At 72.0% G+C, this 16,253-nt stretch carries 15 protein-coding genes; 7 read left to right on the top strand and 8 right to left on the bottom strand.

Annotated elements, in window-relative coordinates; genetic code table 11:
* The first annotated feature begins 239 nt into the window (after positions 1–239).
* The 6 genes from ACIRNI_RS05635 (at position 240) to ACIRNI_RS05610 (ending at position 8,461) form a co-directional block, all read left to right on the top strand.
* Positions 240–2,705: a SulP family inorganic anion transporter gene (locus ACIRNI_RS05635; protein ID WP_403548580.1), complete on the top strand. Its 2,466-nt coding sequence runs from the start codon at positions 240–242 to the stop codon at positions 2,703–2,705.
* A 330-nt stretch (positions 2,706–3,035) separates the two neighbouring features.
* Entirely contained in the window at positions 3,036–4,991 is a 1,956-nt protein-coding gene (acs, locus tag ACIRNI_RS05630; RefSeq protein ID WP_403548578.1) for an acetate--CoA ligase, read from the top strand.
* Positions 4,992–5,185: 194 nt separating this feature from the next.
* Positions 5,186–6,625: a Na+/H+ antiporter NhaA gene (gene nhaA / locus ACIRNI_RS05625; RefSeq protein ID WP_403548576.1), complete on the top strand. Its 1,440-nt coding sequence runs from the start codon at positions 5,186–5,188 to the stop codon at positions 6,623–6,625.
* Between the two features lie 39 nt (positions 6,626–6,664).
* Complete coding sequence (locus tag ACIRNI_RS05620) at positions 6,665–7,153, top strand: phage holin family protein (protein ID WP_355361721.1); 489 nt, start codon at positions 6,665–6,667, stop codon at positions 7,151–7,153.
* Positions 7,150–8,151 carry an alpha/beta fold hydrolase gene (locus ACIRNI_RS05615; RefSeq protein WP_403548574.1) on the top strand — a complete coding sequence of 334 codons (1,002 nt, stop codon included), beginning with the start codon at positions 7,150–7,152 and terminating at the stop codon, positions 8,149–8,151. Before ACIRNI_RS05620 ends, ACIRNI_RS05615 begins: the two co-directional genes overlap by 4 nt.
* Positions 8,152–8,272: 121 nt before the next feature.
* Positions 8,273–8,461: a hypothetical protein gene (locus ACIRNI_RS05610; RefSeq protein ID WP_403548573.1), complete on the top strand. Its 189-nt coding sequence runs from the start codon at positions 8,273–8,275 to the stop codon at positions 8,459–8,461.
* Positions 8,462–8,542: 81 nt separating this feature from the next.
* On the opposite strand, the gene ACIRNI_RS05605 is transcribed toward ACIRNI_RS05610, so the two are convergent.
* From ACIRNI_RS05605 to nth, 3 genes are all read right to left on the bottom strand, one after another.
* Positions 8,543–9,742: a MarP family serine protease gene (locus ACIRNI_RS05605; protein WP_403548571.1), complete on the bottom strand. Its 1,200-nt coding sequence runs from the start codon at positions 9,740–9,742 to the stop codon at positions 8,543–8,545.
* A 66-nt stretch (positions 9,743–9,808) separates the two neighbouring features.
* Positions 9,809–10,570 carry an NUDIX hydrolase gene (locus ACIRNI_RS05600; RefSeq protein WP_403548569.1) on the bottom strand — a complete coding sequence of 254 codons (762 nt, stop codon included), beginning with the start codon at positions 10,568–10,570 and terminating at the stop codon, positions 9,809–9,811.
* A 105-nt stretch (positions 10,571–10,675) separates the two neighbouring features.
* Positions 10,676–11,728 carry an endonuclease III gene (gene nth, locus ACIRNI_RS05595; protein ID WP_403548568.1) on the bottom strand — a complete coding sequence of 351 codons (1,053 nt, stop codon included), beginning with the start codon at positions 11,726–11,728 and terminating at the stop codon, positions 10,676–10,678.
* A 183-nt stretch (positions 11,729–11,911) separates the two neighbouring features.
* On the opposite strand from nth, the gene ACIRNI_RS05590 reads away from it, so the two are divergent.
* Positions 11,912–12,586: a Crp/Fnr family transcriptional regulator gene (locus ACIRNI_RS05590; RefSeq protein ID WP_010473292.1), complete on the top strand. Its 675-nt coding sequence runs from the start codon at positions 11,912–11,914 to the stop codon at positions 12,584–12,586.
* Between the two features lie 104 nt (positions 12,587–12,690).
* Here the strand turns inward: ACIRNI_RS05590 and ACIRNI_RS05585 are convergent, their stop codons facing one another.
* The 5 genes from ACIRNI_RS05585 to ACIRNI_RS05565 form a co-directional block, all read right to left on the bottom strand.
* A complete protein-coding gene (locus tag ACIRNI_RS05585) occupies positions 12,691–13,575 on the bottom strand; it encodes a prohibitin family protein (RefSeq protein ID WP_403548566.1) in 885 nt (294 codons plus the stop codon).
* 103 nt (positions 13,576–13,678) lie between these two features.
* Positions 13,679–14,509 (bottom strand): MBL fold metallo-hydrolase, encoded by an 831-nt coding sequence (locus ACIRNI_RS05580; protein ID WP_403548565.1) that lies wholly within the window; start codon positions 14,507–14,509, stop codon positions 13,679–13,681.
* The gene (locus ACIRNI_RS05575; RefSeq protein WP_403548563.1) at positions 14,506–15,426 is read right to left on the bottom strand and encodes an NUDIX hydrolase; all 921 of its coding nucleotides are present in this window, start codon (positions 15,424–15,426) and stop codon (positions 14,506–14,508) included. The genes ACIRNI_RS05580 and ACIRNI_RS05575 overlap by 4 nt, the downstream gene beginning before the upstream one ends.
* A 127-nt stretch (positions 15,427–15,553) precedes the next feature.
* Positions 15,554–16,036 (bottom strand): RidA family protein, encoded by a 483-nt coding sequence (locus ACIRNI_RS05570; RefSeq protein ID WP_403548561.1) that lies wholly within the window; start codon positions 16,034–16,036, stop codon positions 15,554–15,556.
* The gene (locus tag ACIRNI_RS05565; protein ID WP_003967454.1) at positions 16,033–16,191 is read right to left on the bottom strand and encodes a DUF4177 domain-containing protein; all 159 of its coding nucleotides are present in this window, start codon (positions 16,189–16,191) and stop codon (positions 16,033–16,035) included. The genes ACIRNI_RS05570 and ACIRNI_RS05565 overlap by 4 nt, the downstream gene beginning before the upstream one ends.
* Between the last annotated feature and the right edge of the window lie 62 nt (positions 16,192–16,253).

The following is a 16,253-nucleotide window of genomic DNA, read 5'->3' as shown; positions in this document are numbered from 1 at the left end:
CGAATGTATGACAAGCCGGACTAGAACGATTAATCACTGGATCAGGTGAATCGCTGCACTATTTGCCCCGAAAGTCATGCCTGAATCTTTACTCTGCATTACGATCAATTTACTGAGAGTTGGCAAACCTGCTACCCAGCGCCGTAGCCCACGGCCGCCGTGACACACGGCCGCGACCCCCACACGTTCGTTCGAATCGCACGTACCGCGACCGCGCCGCCCCGGAGGACATGGGAACCATGACCGCCTGCATCCCCCCGCGCCTGTCCCGTTCTGGCCGTACGTCCAGCGCGGACGGTGACGCACCCGCCCCACCCCAGCAACCCCACAGCCCGCCCGGCGACGGCCGGTTCCGCACACCGCGCCGCCGGCCCCGCCTCCGCGGCCGGTTCCACGTCGCGGGTACCGACCTGTCCGCGTCCATCGTCGTCTTCCTCATCGCGCTGCCGCTCTCCCTCGGCATCGCGCTCGCCACCGGAGCGCCGCTCCAGGCCGGACTGGTCGCCGCCGCGGTCGGCGGCATCGTCGTCGGCCGGTTCGGCGGTTCGCCGCTCCAGGTCAGCGGGCCCGCCGCCGGACTGACCCTTGTCACCGCCGAGTTGATCCAGAAGTACGGCTGGCGCACCACCTGCGCCATCACCGTCCTCGCCGGACTGGGCCAACTCGGCCTGGCCGCACTGCGGGTGGCCCGCTCGGCACTCGCCGTCTCCCCCGCGATCGTGCACGGCATGGTGGCGGGCATCGGGACGACGATCGCCCTCGCCCAGCTCCATGTCGTCCTCGGCGGTACGCCGCAGAGCTCGGCCGTCGACAACGCACTCGGTCTACCGGCCCAGTTGATGGACCTGCACCTGGCGGGGCTCTCCGTCAGCGCTGTCACCATCACCCTCCTGCTGCTCTGGCCGCGGATCCCGGGGACCGTCGGCAGGATGCTGCGGAGGGTGCCCGCCGCACTGGCCGCGGTGGGGACGGCGACCCTGCTGGCCGTCGCCTCGGGAATGCGCGTGCCCCGCGTGGACCTGCCCTCCTGGACCAGCCACGCGCTGCCCGGGCTGCCCGAGGGGCCGGTTCTCGGTATCGCCGCCGGCGTCCTGACGATCACGCTCGTCACCAGTGTCCAGTCGCTGCTCTCCGCCGTGGCCGTCGACAAGCTGGTGGCCGCCCGCAAGGAGCCCAAGGTCCATGTGCCGCGCTCGAACCTCGACCGCGAGCTGGCGGGGCAGGGAGCGGCGAACATCGTCTCCGGGGCGCTGGGCGGTCTGCCGGTCGCCGGTGTCGCGGTGCGCAGCGTCGCCAACGTGTCGGCGGGCGCCGTCAGCCGCAACTCCACGATGCTGCACGGCCTGTGGGTCGTGCTGGCCGCCCTCCTCCTCGTCCCCGTCCTGGACCTGATCCCGCTGCCCGCGCTCGCCGCGCTGGTGATGGTCGTCGGCATCCAGATGGTCAGCATCACCCACATCCGCAGCGTCACACGCCACCGCGAGGTCGTCGTGTACGCGGTGACGGTGGCCGGTGTCGTGCTGATCGGCATCTTGGAGGGCGTGGCGCTCGGCATCTTGACGGCCATGGGGCTCGCGATGCACCGGCTGTCCAAGACCCGCATCACCGTCGAGAGCAGGGACGACGCCGAGCACGTGCGGGTGCGCGGACAGTTGACGTTCCTCGCGGTACCGCGGCTGAGCCGGGCGCTGCACCAGATCCCGCAAGGCGCGTACGTCATCGTCGAGCTGGACGGGTCCTTCATGGACCACGCCGCCTACGAAACGCTCCAGGACTGGCAGATGACCCATCTGGCGCGGGGCGGACAGGTCGAGGTGGCCGGGCGTTCCGGGGTGAGGATCGGCGAGCTGGGTTCCGGTGGGCACGCCTGCTGCCGGCCGTGGACCGCGTGGCGCAACCACCACTGCGGCGACCACTCGGAGGCCGAGGAGCCCAAGCCCGCGAGCGGCGTGCCGGACGCGTCGGGCGCCTGGGGCTCGTCGCCGTCGCCGTCGCCGACAGCACCGCCGGGCCCGACCGGCCGCCAACTGGCCAGCGGGCTCAGCTCCTTCCAGCGCAACACTGCCCCCCTGGTGCGGGACGAGCTGGCACGGCTCGCGCGCGAGGGCCAGCAGCCGTCGCAGCTCTTCCTCACCTGCGCCGACTCCCGCCTGGTGACGAGCATGATCACGGCCAGCGGGCCGGGCGACCTGTTCACCGTGCGGAACGTGGGCAATCTGGTGCCGCTGCCGGGGGAGGAGTCCGGGGACGACTCGGTGGCGGCCGCGATCGAGTACGCGGTCGACGTGCTGCAGGTGCAGTCCATCACCGTGTGCGGCCACTCGGGCTGCGGCGCGATGCAGACCCTGCTGAACAGCGCGCCCGGCACACCGGCGGCAGCGCGGACCCCGCTGCGGCGCTGGCTGCGGCACGCGCAGCCGAGCGTGGACCGCATGAAGAGCAAGCACCGCACCTGGGCGCGGCTCTCCGGCCGCCTGCCGGCGGACGCGGTCGAGCAGCTGTGCCTGACCAACGTGGTCCAGCAGCTGGAGCACCTGAAGGCCCACGAGTCGGTGGCACGCCGGCTCGCCGAGGGGACGCTGGAGCTCCACGGCATGTACTTCCACGTCGGCGAGGCGCAGGCGTATCTGCTGTCGGGGTCGGACGGGTTCGACGAGGTCTTCGACCCGGTGACCCCCACGCGCCGGGAGAGCGCCCCGGCATGAGCCGGGCCCGTCCCGGTGGCGTCCCGGTGGCATTCCGGGCCCGTCCCGGTGGCGTACCGCCGGGGTCCGGGCCCAAGCCGTGGCCCGTACCCCCGGCCATGGCCTCGCCGGCGCAGGTGAACCTCCGGCGGCCGGCGGCCGTGGACGTGGGTGTGGTTCCTTCTCCCCGCCGCCCGGGGAGGGGGAGCCACATCAACGCCCCACCTCGAACGGCCCACCTCCGACGCCAACAGGTCTAAACCAATGCCCGGGAAACCCTTGTCATCCCGGGCACCTGGCTGATGAGCTATGGGCTGGGACACATCGGACGCCCTGGGAATGGGAGATGTCGTGAGCAACGAGAGCTTGGCCAACCTGCTGCGGGAGGAGCGCCGATTCGCTCCGCCCGCCGAGCTGGCCGCGCACGCGAACGTGACGGCGGACGCGTACGAGCAGGCCAAGGCGGACAGGCTTGGGTTCTGGGCCGAGCAGGCGCGGCGGCTGAGCTGGGCCACCGAGCCGGCCGAGATCCTCGACTGGTCCAACCCGCCCTTCGCGAAGTGGTTCGCCGACGGCAAGCTCAACGTCGCGTACAACTGCGTGGACCGCCACGTCGAGGCCGGCCACGGCGACCGCGTCGCCATCCACTTCGAGGGCGAGCCGGGCGACAGTCGGGCCCTGACGTACGCCGAGCTCAAGGACGAGGTCTCCAAGGCGGCCAACGCGCTGACCGAACTCGGCGTCCGCAAGGGCGACCGGGTCGCGGTGTACCTGCCGATGATCCCCGAGGCCGCCATCGCGATGCTCGCCTGCGCCCGCATCGGCGCCGCGCACTCGGTCGTCTTCGGCGGCTTCTCGGCCGACGCCGTCGCCTCCCGCATCCAGGACGCCGACGCCAAGCTGGTCATCACCGCCGACGGCGGTTACCGGCGCGGCAAGCCGTCCGCGCTCAAGCCGGCCATCGACGAGGCCGTGGCCAAGTGCCCGCAGGTGGAGCATGTGCTCGTGGTCCGCCGTACCGGCCAGGACACCGCCTTCACCGAGGGCCGCGACCTGTGGTGGGACGACGTCGTGGGCCGTCAGTCCAGCGAGCACACGCCCGAGGCGTTCGACGCCGAGCACCCGCTCTTCATCCTCTACACCTCCGGTACGACGGGGAAGCCCAAGGGCATCCTGCACACCTCCGGCGGCTACCTCACTCAGACGGCGTACACGCACCACGCCGTCTTCGACCTGAAGCCGGAGACCGACGTCTACTGGTGCACCGCCGACATCGGCTGGGTGACGGGCCACTCGTACATCGTCTACGGGCCGCTGGCCAACGGCGCGACGCAGGTCATGTACGAGGGCACGCCCGACACGCCGCACCAGGGCCGGTTCTGGGAGATCGTCCAGAAGTACGGCGTCACGATCCTCTACACCGCGCCGACCGCGATCCGTACGTTCATGAAGTGGGGCGACGACATCCCCGCCAAGTTCGACCTGTCCAGCCTCCGCGTGCTCGGGTCGGTCGGCGAGCCGATCAACCCCGAGGCGTGGATCTGGTACCGGGAGAACATCGGCGCCGGCAAGACCCCGATCGTCGACACCTGGTGGCAGACCGAGACCGGCGCGATGATGATCTCGCCGCTGCCGGGCGTCACCGAGACCAAGCCCGGCTCCGCCCAGCGCCCGCTGCCCGGCATCTCCGCCACCGTCGTCGACGACGACGCGAACGAGGTGCCCAACGGCGGAGGCGGCTACCTCGTCCTGACCGAGCCGTGGCCGTCGATGCTCCGCACCATCTGGGGCGACGACCAGCGCTTCATCGACACCTACTGGTCGCGGTTCGAGGGCAAGTACTTCGCCGGGGACGGTGCCAAGAAGGACGACGACGGCGACATCTGGCTGCTCGGCCGGGTGGACGACGTCATGCTGGTCTCGGGCCACAACATCTCCACCACCGAGGTCGAGTCCGCGCTCGTCTCGCACCCGAAGGTCGCCGAGGCGGCGGTCGTCGGCGCGGCCGACGAGACGACCGGCCAGGCCATCGTCGCGTTCGTGATCCTGCGCGGCACGGCGAGCGAGGACGACTCCCTCGTCGCCGATCTGCGCAGCCACGTGGGCGCCACCCTCGGCCCGATCGCCAAGCCGAAGCGGATCCTCCCGGTCGCCGAGCTGCCCAAGACGCGCTCCGGCAAGATCATGCGTCGTCTGCTGCGCGATGTGGCGGAGAACCGGGAGCTGGGTGACGTCACCACCCTGACCGATTCGTCCGTTATGGCACTGATCCAGTCCAAGCTGCCGGCCGCCTCCAGCGAGGACTGACCCGGCGGCCAAAGGGCATCTGGAGGACATCTGGAGGGCACCCGGCGCACATCGCGCCGGGTGCCCTCTTCGTCTGCGCCGGGTAGGGTAAGGATCACGTCAACAAAGCGACAAGAGTTCGAAGGTGCGCCGGGAAGTCTGGTCGGCAGGTTTATTCGTCCTGCCCGCCGCCGTACCGTCCGGAGGTCCCGCCTGTGGCCGCGCCCCACTCGAACCCCTCGAACACCTCAGCCGCCCGGAAGTTCCTCGGGCGGCTCCCCTTCCCCGAGCGGACGTTCGTCGCGGACGCGCTGCGCGCCGAGACCGTCGGCGGCGTCCTCCTCCTGCTCGCCGCCGTCGCCGCCCTGATCTGGGCGAACACCCCGATCAGCGCGAGCTACGCGACGGTCCGCGACTTCCACATAGGCCCGGCCGCGCTCGGCCTGGACCTCTCCCTGCAGCACTGGGCCGCCGACGGCCTCCTCGCGATCTTCTTCTTCGTCGCCGGTGTCGAGCTCAAGCGTGAGCTCGTCGCCGGCGAGCTGCGCGACCCGAAGGCCGCCGCCCTGCCCGTGGTCGCCGCGCTCTGCGGCATGATCGCCCCCGCCCTCGTCTACGTCGTGACCAACGCCGCCGGCGGCGGCTCCCTCGCCGGCTGGGCCGTCCCCACCGCCACGGACATCGCCTTCGCCCTCGCCGTCCTGGCCGTCATCGGCACCTCGCTGCCGTCCGCGCTGCGCGCCTTCCTCCTCACGCTCGCCGTCGTCGACGACCTCTTCGCGATCCTGATCATCGCGGTCTTCTTCACCAACGACCTGAACTTCGCCGCGCTCGGCGGCGCCGTCGCCGGTCTGGCCGTCTTCTGGTTCCTCCTGCGCAAGGGCGTGCGCGGCTGGTACGTGTACGTACCGCTGGCGCTGGTCGTCTGGGGCCTGATGTACAACAGCGGCGTCCACGCCACCATCGCCGGCGTCGCCATGGGCCTGATGCTGCGCTGCACCCGCCACGAGGGCGAGGCCCACTCCCCCGGCGAGCACATCGAGCACCTGGTGCGGCCGGTGTCGGCCGGTCTGGCCGTCCCGCTGTTCGCGCTGTTCTCGGCCGGGGTGTCGGTCTCCGGCGACGCGCTGGGGGAGGTCTTCACCGAGCCCGTGACGCTCGGTGTGGTGCTCGGCCTGGTGGTCGGCAAGGCCGTCGGCATCTTCGGCGGTACGTGGCTGACGGCCCGCTTCACCAGGGCGTCGCTCAACGAGGACCTGGCCTGGGCGGACCTCTTCGCCGTCGCCACGCTCGCCGGCATCGGCTTCACCGTCTCCCTCCTCATCGGCGAGCTCGCCTTCGCCGGGGACACGGCCCTGACCGACGAGGTCAAGGCGGCCGTCCTGATGGGCTCCCTCATCTCCGCCGTACTCGCCTCGGTCCTGCTGAAGCTGCGCGTCCGCAAGTACCAGGCGCTGCTCGAGGAGGAGGAGCGCGACGAAGACCTCAGCGGCGTGCCGGACGTGTACGAGATCGGCGACCCCGCGTACCACCTCAGGATGGCCGAGCTGTACGAGAAGAAGGCCGCCGACCACCGTCGGCAGGCGGCTGAAGCGGCCGCCGCCCGGGCCGAAGTGGCGGGGGCAGCGCGCAGGGACGGCGACGGTCCGGCATGATCTGAGGTCGGACCGTAGGAGAGAAGAGGGAGCGAGACGATGAGCGACCCCGCCGGCAACGGTGCATTCGGCGCGGCTGGCACGGACCGCAGTCTCGGCCAACTGGTCGCTTCGGCGACCACCGAGCTGTCCGCGCTCGTGCACGACGAGATCGCGCTGGCCAAGGCCGAACTGCGTCAGGACGTCAAGCGCGGCGCGATGGGCGGTGCGGCCCTCAGCATCGCGGGCGTGTTCGCGCTCTTCTCGCTGCCGGTGCTGAGCTTCGCCGCCGCGTACGGCATCCACAACCTGGGGCTCGGGCTGGCCTGGTCCTTCCTGATCGTGGGCGGCGCGTACCTGGTGCTGGCGGCGCTGGCGGCGCTGCTGGCCGTGACCAAGTTCAAGAAGGTGAAGCCGCCGGAGCGGTCCATTCGCTCGGCGAAGCGGTCGGCGGCGGTGCTGGGCAACGCCAAACCGCACCCGCGCGCGGCCGCCCCCGCCCTTCCGGTCAAGGGCGAGGCCGAGGGTGTGGCACGCTCATCCGCATGACGGTCCCTGAGAGCAGCGCGGGCAGCACGGGCGGCGCGGGCAGCACGAGCGGCGCGGGCAGCACGAGCGGCCCCGGCAGCCCTGCCGGCAGTCCGGTACGGATGGACGGTCCCTGGACGCACAGGGACGTGGCGGCCAACGGGGCGCGCTTCCACATCGCCGAGATGGGCGACGGGCCGCTGGTGCTGCTGCTGCACGGCTTTCCGCAGTTCTGGTGGACGTGGCGCCACCAGCTGCCGGCCCTCGCCGAGGCCGGTTTCCGCGCGGTGGCGATGGACCTGCGGGGCGTGGGCGGCAGCGACCGTACGCCGCGCGGTTACGACCCCGCCAACCTGGCCCTCGACATCACCGGTGTGGTGCGCTCGCTGGGCGAGCCGGACGCCGCGCTCGTCGGCCACGACCTCGGCGGCTACCTGGCGTGGACGGCGGCGGTGATGCGGCCGAAGCTGGTGCGGCGCCTGGTGGTGTCCTCGATGCCGCATCCGCGCCGGTGGCGCTCGGCGATGCTCTCCGACTTGGCGCAGACCCGGGCCAACTCGTACGTCTGGGGCTTCCAGCGGCCGTGGCTGCCCGAGCGTCAGCTCGTCGCGGACGACGCGGCGTTGGTGGGCCGGCTCATCCGGGACTGGTCGGGGCCGGGGGCGGACGAGCCGGACGAGGACGCGATCGCCGCGTACCGGCGGGCGATGACCATCCCGTCGACGGCGCACTGCTCGATCGAGCCGTACCGGTGGATGGTGCGGTCGCTGGCCCGGCCGGACGGCATCCAGTTCAACCGGCGCATGAAACGGCCGGTGCGGGTGCCGACGCTGCACCTGCACGGCGCGCTGGACCCGGTGATGCGTACGCGCAGCGCGGCCGGTTCGGGCGAGTACGTGGAAGCCCCGTACCGCTGGCGGCTGTTCGAGGGGCTCGGCCACTTCCCGCACGAGGAGGACCCGGTGGCCTTCTCGACCGAGCTCGTCAACTGGCTGAAGGACCCCGAGCCGGACCGGTAGGAGGTTGCACCGGAAACGGGATTGAACGGTTGTCCTACGAACAGCCAAATGCCTGGCGCATAGGCCGATTGGCCGCGCTGCGGGCGGTTACCGACCTTGGGGCCCGGGCAGAGGTCCGGGTATGGGCTGGACGCACGACTACGCTGACGCAGCACGCAACCGCCGCTCCGCCTCGGCCTCGGCCTCCGCGCCGAATCCGCAGAGGAGCGGCCCGCAGGGCCAGGGACCCGATCCCCGCTTCGGGATCTCCCGCATCCTGCGCCGCCGGGCCCGCTGGGTCTCGGCCCGGCTGCGGCACACTCGCACCTGAGTCCGCGAGGCTGAGCCCTCGCGGCTGAGCCGGCAGGCACGGCTCGGCGCGGGGCTCAGCGCGGGGGGCTCGGCTCGCGGCTCAGAGCGCGCAGGCCTGGCTGTCGACCTGCTGGTTGGCGGTGCGGCCGCGCGCGATGTCGTCGCGGATCTCGTCGACCGTCAGGGCGTAACCGGTGTTCACGTCGTCCAGGGACCTCGCGAAGATGACGCCGTAGACCTTGCCGTCCGGGGTGAGCAGCGGTCCGCCGGAGTTGCCCTGGCGGACGGTCGCGAAGAGCGAGTACACATCGCGGCGCACCTCGTCGCGGTGGTAGATGTCCGGGCCGTTGGCGTTGATCCGGCCGCGGACGCGGGCGGAGCGGACGTCGTACGCGCCGTTCTCCGGGAAGCCCGCGACGATGGCGCTGTCCCCGCTGACCGCGTCCTTGTCCGTGAACTGCAGCGGTGTCGCCTTCAGGTCCGGTACGTCCAGTACGGCGATGTCGCGCTGCCAGTCGTACAGGACCACCCGCGCGTCGTACAGCCGTCCCTGACCGCCTATCTGGACGGTCGGTTCGTCGACTCCGCCCACCACGTGGGCGTTGGTCATCACGCGGCGCTCCGCGAAGACGAAGCCGGTGCCTTCGAGGACCTTGCCGCAGCCCTGGGCCGTACCGACGACCTTCACGATGGACTTCTGCGCGCGGGCCGCCACCGGGCTGCCGGCGAGCGCCGGGTCCGGCGGGCTCACCTCCGTGATGGGCTCGTTGGCGAACGGGCTGAAGACCTGCGGGAAGCCGTTCTGCGCCAGGACGGAGGAGAAGTCGGCGAACCAGGTCGACGCCTCGGCCGGCATCACGCGCGAGACACCGAGCAGCACCTTGGAGTTGCGGACCTCCTTGCCGAGCGTCGGCAGGGACGTACCGGCGAGGGCGGAGCCGATCAGCCAGGCGACCAGCAGCATCGCCACCACGTTGACGAGGGCGCCGCCGGTGGCGTCCAGGGCGCGCGCGGGCGACCAGGTGATGTGCCGGCGGAGCTTGTTGCCCAGGTGGGTGGTGAAGGCCTGGCCCACGGAGGCGCAGACGATGACGATGACGACGGCGACGATCGCGGCGGTCGTCGAGACCTTGGCGTCGTCCGTCAGCGGTCCCCAGGCGAGCGGAAGCAGGTAGACCGCGACGAGGCCGCCGCCGAGGAAACCGATCACCGACAGGATTCCGACGACGAAGCCCTGACGGTAGCCAACGATCGCGAACCAGACGGCGGCGACCAGCAACAGGATGTCCAGCACGTTCACCGTCATTAGCCTCGCAGATTCGTCTCCGGCCACCCGGACCGGCCTCGGAGCGGAGTCATCAGCCTGTCATGAGCGCCAGTCGAGCGAGACCTGCCTGGTGCGGTCCCAGGGGCGCTCCCAGCCGGCGAAGTGGGCGATGCGGTCGATGACGCCGGCGGTGAAGCCCCACACGAGGGCGGATTCGACCAGGAATGCCGGGCCGTGGTGGCCGCTGGGGTGGAGAGCCGTGGCGCGGTTGGCCGGGTCCGTGAGATCCGCCACGGGCACCGTGAAGACGCGGGCGGTCTCGGCCGGGTCGACGGCGCGGAACGGGCTCGGGGACCGCCACCAGCCGAGGACGGGCGTCACGACGAAGCCGCTCACCGGGATGTAGAGGCGCGGCAGCACGCCGAAGATCTGTACGCCGGCGGGGTCGAGGCCCGTCTCCTCCTCCGCCTCGCGCAGCGCGGCGCGCAGCGGCCCGGTGGTGGCCGGGTCGCCGTCCTCGGGGTCGAGGGCTCCGCCGGGGAACGACGGCTGTCCGGCGTGCGAGCGCAGGCTGCCGGCGCGCTCCATGAGGAGCAGCTCGGGGCCACGGTCGCCCTCGCCGAAGAGGATGAGCACGGCGGCCTGGCGGCCCCCCTCCTCGGGCGGCAGGAACCGGCTCAGCTGCTCGGGCGCGATGGTGCGGGCCGCGCGGGCGAGGGGCCGCAGCCACGCGGGCAGCCCCTCGTCACTGACGGCCACCGCCGTACCGGCCCTGCCGGTCGTACCGGCCCACCCGGACGTACCGGCCCTGTCGGCCTGTCCTCCGCCCTCCTGCCGGGCGTCCTGCTCAGCGCGCGTCATAGGCACCCCCGGCTTTCCCAACGCGTTCCGCCCCCTGGTTCGTTCCGTCACCGTCCGTCACGCGTTCCGTCACGCGCACCCTCACCCGTACCGCCACCCGTACCGTCACTCGTCGTCGCCCGCGCCGAGGGGGGCCGCGGGCCGTCCCGGATAGTCCGGCGGCGGGGCCAGGCGCTGCCCCGGAAGGCCGCCCATCTCGTACTTCAGCAGCTTCTTCGCCTTCTCCGGGTCCGTCTCGCCCTCGCCGTACGACGGGCAGAGCGGCGCGATGGGGCAGGCGCCGCAGGCGGGCTTGCGGGAGTGGCAGATCCGGCGGCCGTGGAAGATCACGCGGTGCGAGAGCATCGTCCAGTCGGACTTCGGGAAGATCGCGCAGATCTCCTCCTCGACCTTCTCCGGGTCCTCCTGCTCCGTCCACTTCCAGCGGCGCACGAGGCGGCCGAAGTGGGTGTCCACGGTGATGCCCGGTACGCCGAAGGCGTTGCCCAGGACCACGTTGGCGGTCTTGCGGCCCACGCCGGGGAGGGTGACGAGGTCCTCCAGGCGGCCGGGGACCTCGCCGCCGAAGGTGTCCCGGAGCGCCGTGGAGAGCCCGATCAGGGACTTCGCCTTGGCGCGGAAGAAGCCGGTCGGCCGGATCAGCTCCTCCAGCTCCTCGGGCACGGCGGCGGCCATGTCCTCGGGCGTCGGGTACTTCGCGAAGAGCGCCGGGGTCGTCTGGTTCACGCGGAGGTCGGTCGTCTGGGCCGACAGGACGGTCGCGACGAGCAGCTCGAAGGGGTTACGGAAGTCGAGCTCGGGATGGGCGTACGGATACACCTCGGCGAGCTCGCGGTTGATCCGCCGCGCGCGCCGCACCATCGCCAGCCGCGACTCACCCTTGCCCGCGGCCTTCGCGGTCCCGGCGGCCTTCACCGCCCCGACAGCCTTGGACGGCGCGGCGGCCTTGGAGGGCGCGGCCTTCGCCGACGGCGTGCGAGCGGGCTCGCTCGCGCCGGTCGGCTCGGCAGACGACCGCCCGCGGGACGAACCGCCTGATTTACTTGCCTTTGCCGTTTTTTTCGATGAAGGCGACGCGTGTTCGCCCACAGCGGAATTCTGTTCCCCGGACACTCTCCCGGCCCCCTTGGCCTGCGCTCTCACCGGCGAATTGGACACCCGGCCAGCCTAAGCGCCGACACCGACATCCGCCCCGGTCACAGGCGATCACGACCCAATCGGGGCCCTGCCGCACGGACACGCGTACCAGTGCGTCAAACTTGTTGTGATTGATCGCACTGTTTTACCGTCCGGCATCATGGGACCCAACGTCCCAGAGCAGGTCGACATAGGAGAGAACTCGTGGACGACGTTCTGCGGCGCGCCCCGCTCTTCGCGGCGCTCGATGACGAGCAGGCCGCGGAGCTCCGCGCCTCGATGAGTGAGGTGACGCTCGCCCGTGGCGACGCGCTCTTCCACGAAGGCGACCCGGGCGATCGGCTCTACGTGGTCACCGAGGGCAAGGTGAAGCTGCACCGCACCTCCCCCGACGGGCGCGAGAACATGCTCGCCGTCCTCGGCCCCGGCGAGCTGATCGGCGAGCTGTCCCTCTTCGACCCGGGCCCGCGCACCGCCACCGCGACCGCGCTGACCGAGGTCAAGCTGCTCGGCCTCGGCCACGGCGACCTCCAGCCCTGGCTGAACGCCCGCCCCGAGGTGGCCAGCGCCCTGCTGCGCGCCGTCGCGCGGCGCCTGCGCAAGACCAACGACCAGATGTCGGACCTGGTCTTCTCCGACGTGCCGGGCCGCGTCGCCCGCGCGCTCCTGGACCTGTCGCGCCGCTTCGGCGTGCAGTCCGAGGAAGGCATCCACGTGGTGCACGACCTCACCCAGGAGGAGCTGGCCCAGCTCGTCGGCGCCTCCCGCGAGACGGTCAACAAGGCCCTCGCCGACTTCGCCGGCCGCGGCTGGCTCCGTCTGGAGGCCCGCGCCGTGATCCTGCTGGACGTGGAGCGGCTCGCCAAGCGCTCGCGCTGACCCACGCGCCGGCAGGCGCCGCGCCAGTACCCCGTTCGTACGAAAGGGCCGCCCCGCGATCCGCGGAGCGGCCCTTCGTGCGTCCGGCGCGTCGCGCCGTCACGTCACTTCTTCGTGCCGTCCACGATCAGCGGGTTCCCGCTCCCGCCGCCGCACGGCACGGCGTAGACCGGGTTCTTCGCGGCCGCCTCCTTGAAGGCTTCGATGCACTGGTTCAGCAGGACCTTGTCCGTCAGCGAGTCACTGAGGATCTTGTTCGCCTTCGCGATGCCCTCCGCCTCGACCCGGCGGCGCTCCGCCTCCGCCTTCGCCGTGAGCGCGGCCTCGGTGGCCCGCTCCGTCGCCTGCTGCTGCTGGATCTTGCGGTCGATCTGGCCCTGGAGCTGGTCCGACGGCTTCACGTTCCGCAGGTTGACCGTCGTCACGGCGATGCCGCGCGGGGCGAGCCGCTCCTCGATGAGGTCACCGATCTCCGCGTTGATCTTCTCGCGGGCCGACGCGTACCCCTCCTCGCTCGTGTGACGTGCGAAGACGTTACGGATGATCTCCCGGCTGTCCGGGAAGACCAGCCGCTGCTGGATCGCCTCCTCGCTGCCGGCCAGCTTGTACAGCTCGACGGCCTTGGCCGGGGTGACGGACCACTTCACCGTCACCTCCGCGTACATCACGCCGCCCTGGGACGAGCGGACCTCGACCACGTCCTTGTCGGAGAGGTTGAGGTCCACCGGGCGCGTCGAGAAGGTGGTGACGTTCGTGAACGGCGAGGTGAAGTTCATGCCGGACGTCATCGGCGAGCCGACCTTGCCGAAGGTGACCGGTACGCCGACCTCGTACGCGCTGATGACGTGCAGGCAACTGCTCAGCGCCGCGAACAGCCCGGCGAGCAGCGCCCCGGCCGCGCCGAGCGTCAGGCCGCGCCGGTCGCCGCCGCGGCCGACGAAGAACAGCACCGCCGCCGCTATGAGCAGCAGGATGGACAGGATGAACACGTGGATTCCCCCCATGGCCAGGCCCCAGGAACGAGCCGAATAAGCGGAGGGTAAGGCATCGGCCCGAGGCCGCCGGCCCGAGCCGCCTCGGCTCGGTGCCGGCTCAGATCAGCCCGTGGTCGCTCAGGTACTCCAGCTGGGCCCGTACCGACAGCTCGGCCGCGGGCCACAGCGAACGGTCCACGTCCGCGTAGACGTGCGCCACGACCTCCTGGGCGGTCCGGTGGCCGTTCTCGACGGCCGTCTCCACCTGGGCGAGCCGGCTCGCGCGGTGGGCCAGGTAGTACTCGACCGCCCCCTGGGCGTCCTCCAGCACCGGCCCGTGCCCCGGCAGCACCGTGTGGACCCCGTCGTCGACCGTCAGCGAGCGCAGCCGCCGCAGCGAGTCCAGGTAGTCGCCGAGGCGGCCGTCCGGGTGCGCCACCATCGTCGTACCGCGCCCCAGAACGGTGTCGCCGGTCAGCACGGCGCGGTCGGCCGGGAGGTGGAAGCTGAGCGAGTCGGCGGTGTGGCCGGGCGTCGGTACGACGCGCAGCTCCAGGCCCCCGACCTCGATCACCTCCCCCGCCCGGAGCCCCTCGTCGCCGAGGCGCAGCGCCGGGTCCAGGGCCCGTACCGGCGTGCCGGTCAGCTCGGCGAAGCGTGCCGCGCCCTCCGCGTGGTCGGCGTGGCCGTGCGTGAGGAGCGTGAGCGCGACGCGCTTGCCCATCCGCTCGGCCGTCTCGACGACCCGCGACAGGTGGCCCTCGTCGAGCGGCCCGGGGTCGACGACCACGGCGAGCGCGGAATCCGGCTCGGACAGGATCCAGGTGTTCGTGCCGTCGAGGGTCATCGCGGACGGGTTGGGCGCGAGTACGTTGACGGCGCGCCGGGTCGCGGGGCCGGAGATCACGGCTCCGCGCGGCTGTCCGGGAAGCGCGGCGGCGTCGGTCATGCGGAAGGCCCCCCTGTCGGCGTCTGCGCGGACACCCGCTTGGTGAACTCGTCGTGGCCCGGCCAGCTCAGGATCACCTGGTCGCCTTCCAGACGCGCCTCGGCCAGTACGGGCGTGAGGTCCTGGTCCCGGGCCGCGTCGAGGGCGGCGGCGGGCGTGGTGGCGTACCGCGCGAGGGCGCGCAGCGTGGCGATGGTCGGCGGCATCATGAGCAGCTCGCCCCGGTCGTACCCGGCCGCCGCGTCCGCGGGGCGGATCCACACCGTGCGGTCGGCCTCGGTGGAGGCGTTCCGGGTGCGCTGGCCCTCGGGCAGGGCGGCCACGAAGAACCAGGTGTCGTAGCGGCGCGGCTCGAACTCCGGGGTGATCCAGCGCGCCCACGCCTCGAGGAGGTCGGAGCGGAGCACCAGGCCGCGCCGGTCCAGGAACTCGGCGAAGGCCAGCTCCCGGGCCACCAGGGCCGCCCGGTCCGCCTCCCAGTCGTCGCCCGTGGTGTCGGCGACGACGGAGCCGGCCGTCGGCCCCGCGAGGAGGACGCCCGCCTCCTCGTACGTCTCGCGCACCGCCGCGCACACGACGGCCTGCGCCTCGGCGGGGTCCGCGACCCCGAGGCGGGCCGCCCAGTCGGCGGGCGACGGGCCCGCCCAGCGCACCGGGGTCCGGTCGCGGGGGTCGACACCGCCGCCGGGGTACGCGTACGCGCCGCCGGCGAACGCCATGGACGTACGCCGGCGGAGCATGTGGACCTGCGTGCCCCCGACGCCGTGAGTGCCCTCGGCGCCGTGAGTGCCGTGGGCGCCGTCGCGCAGGAGCATCACGGTCGCGGCCCGCTTCGGGGGCACGACCGCGAGGGACCCGTCGGCGAGCGCGCGGATGCGGTCGGGCCACTCCGGTGGATACCACTGACCATTGGACATGGCCGGATGCTATGCGCATCCGGCCCGATGTTCGAGAGGAACCCGTCAGCCCAGGGGTCCGCCTCCGGTCAGGCACCGGTCAGGCACCGGATCCGACTTCCGGTCGGTCCTCCGGTCCGTCCTCCGGTCAGTCCTGGACCAGCTCGACCTGGATCTCGACCTGGATCTCGACCTCGACCGGCGCGTCCAGCGGCAGCACCGCGACGCCCACCGCGCTGCGCGCGTGCACGCCCTTGTCGCCGAGCACCTCGCCCAGCAGCTCGCTCGCGCCGTTGAGCACGGCCGGCTGCCCGGTGAAGTCCGGCGCGGAGGCGACGAAACCGACGACCTTCACGACGCGCGCGATGCGGTCCAGGTCCCCGGCGACCGACTTGACGGCCGCCAGCGCGTTCAGCGCGCAGATGCGCGCGAGCTCCTTGGCCTCCTCGGGCGTGACCTCGCCGCCCACCTTGCCGGTGACCGGAAGCTTGCCCTCCACCATCGGGAGCTGGCCCGCCGTGTACACGTACACGCCCGACTGGACGGCCGGCTGGTACGCCGCCAGCGGCGGCACGACCTGCGGCAGCGTCAGGCCGAGCTCGGCGAGCGTCGCCTCGACACGGCCCGTCACGCCTTCTCCCGCTTCAGGTACGCCACGAGCTGCTCGGGGTTGTTCGGTCCCGGCACCACCTGGACGAGCTCCCAGCCGTCCTCGCCCCAGGTGTCCAGGATCTGCTTGGTCGCGTGCACGAGAAGCGGCACAGTCGCGTATTCCCACTTGGTCATGGTGCCGACTGTAGCCGCTGCCACCGACGGCGACGGCGCCAAGGGCAGCCTCCTGCTTGCCG

This window comes from Streptomyces sp. NPDC093546 (assembly GCF_044765045.1).
Classification (GTDB): domain Bacteria; phylum Actinomycetota; class Actinomycetes; order Streptomycetales; family Streptomycetaceae; genus Streptomyces.
Note: the sequence above shows the minus strand (reverse complement) of the source record. Positions and strands in the feature narration are given on the sequence as shown.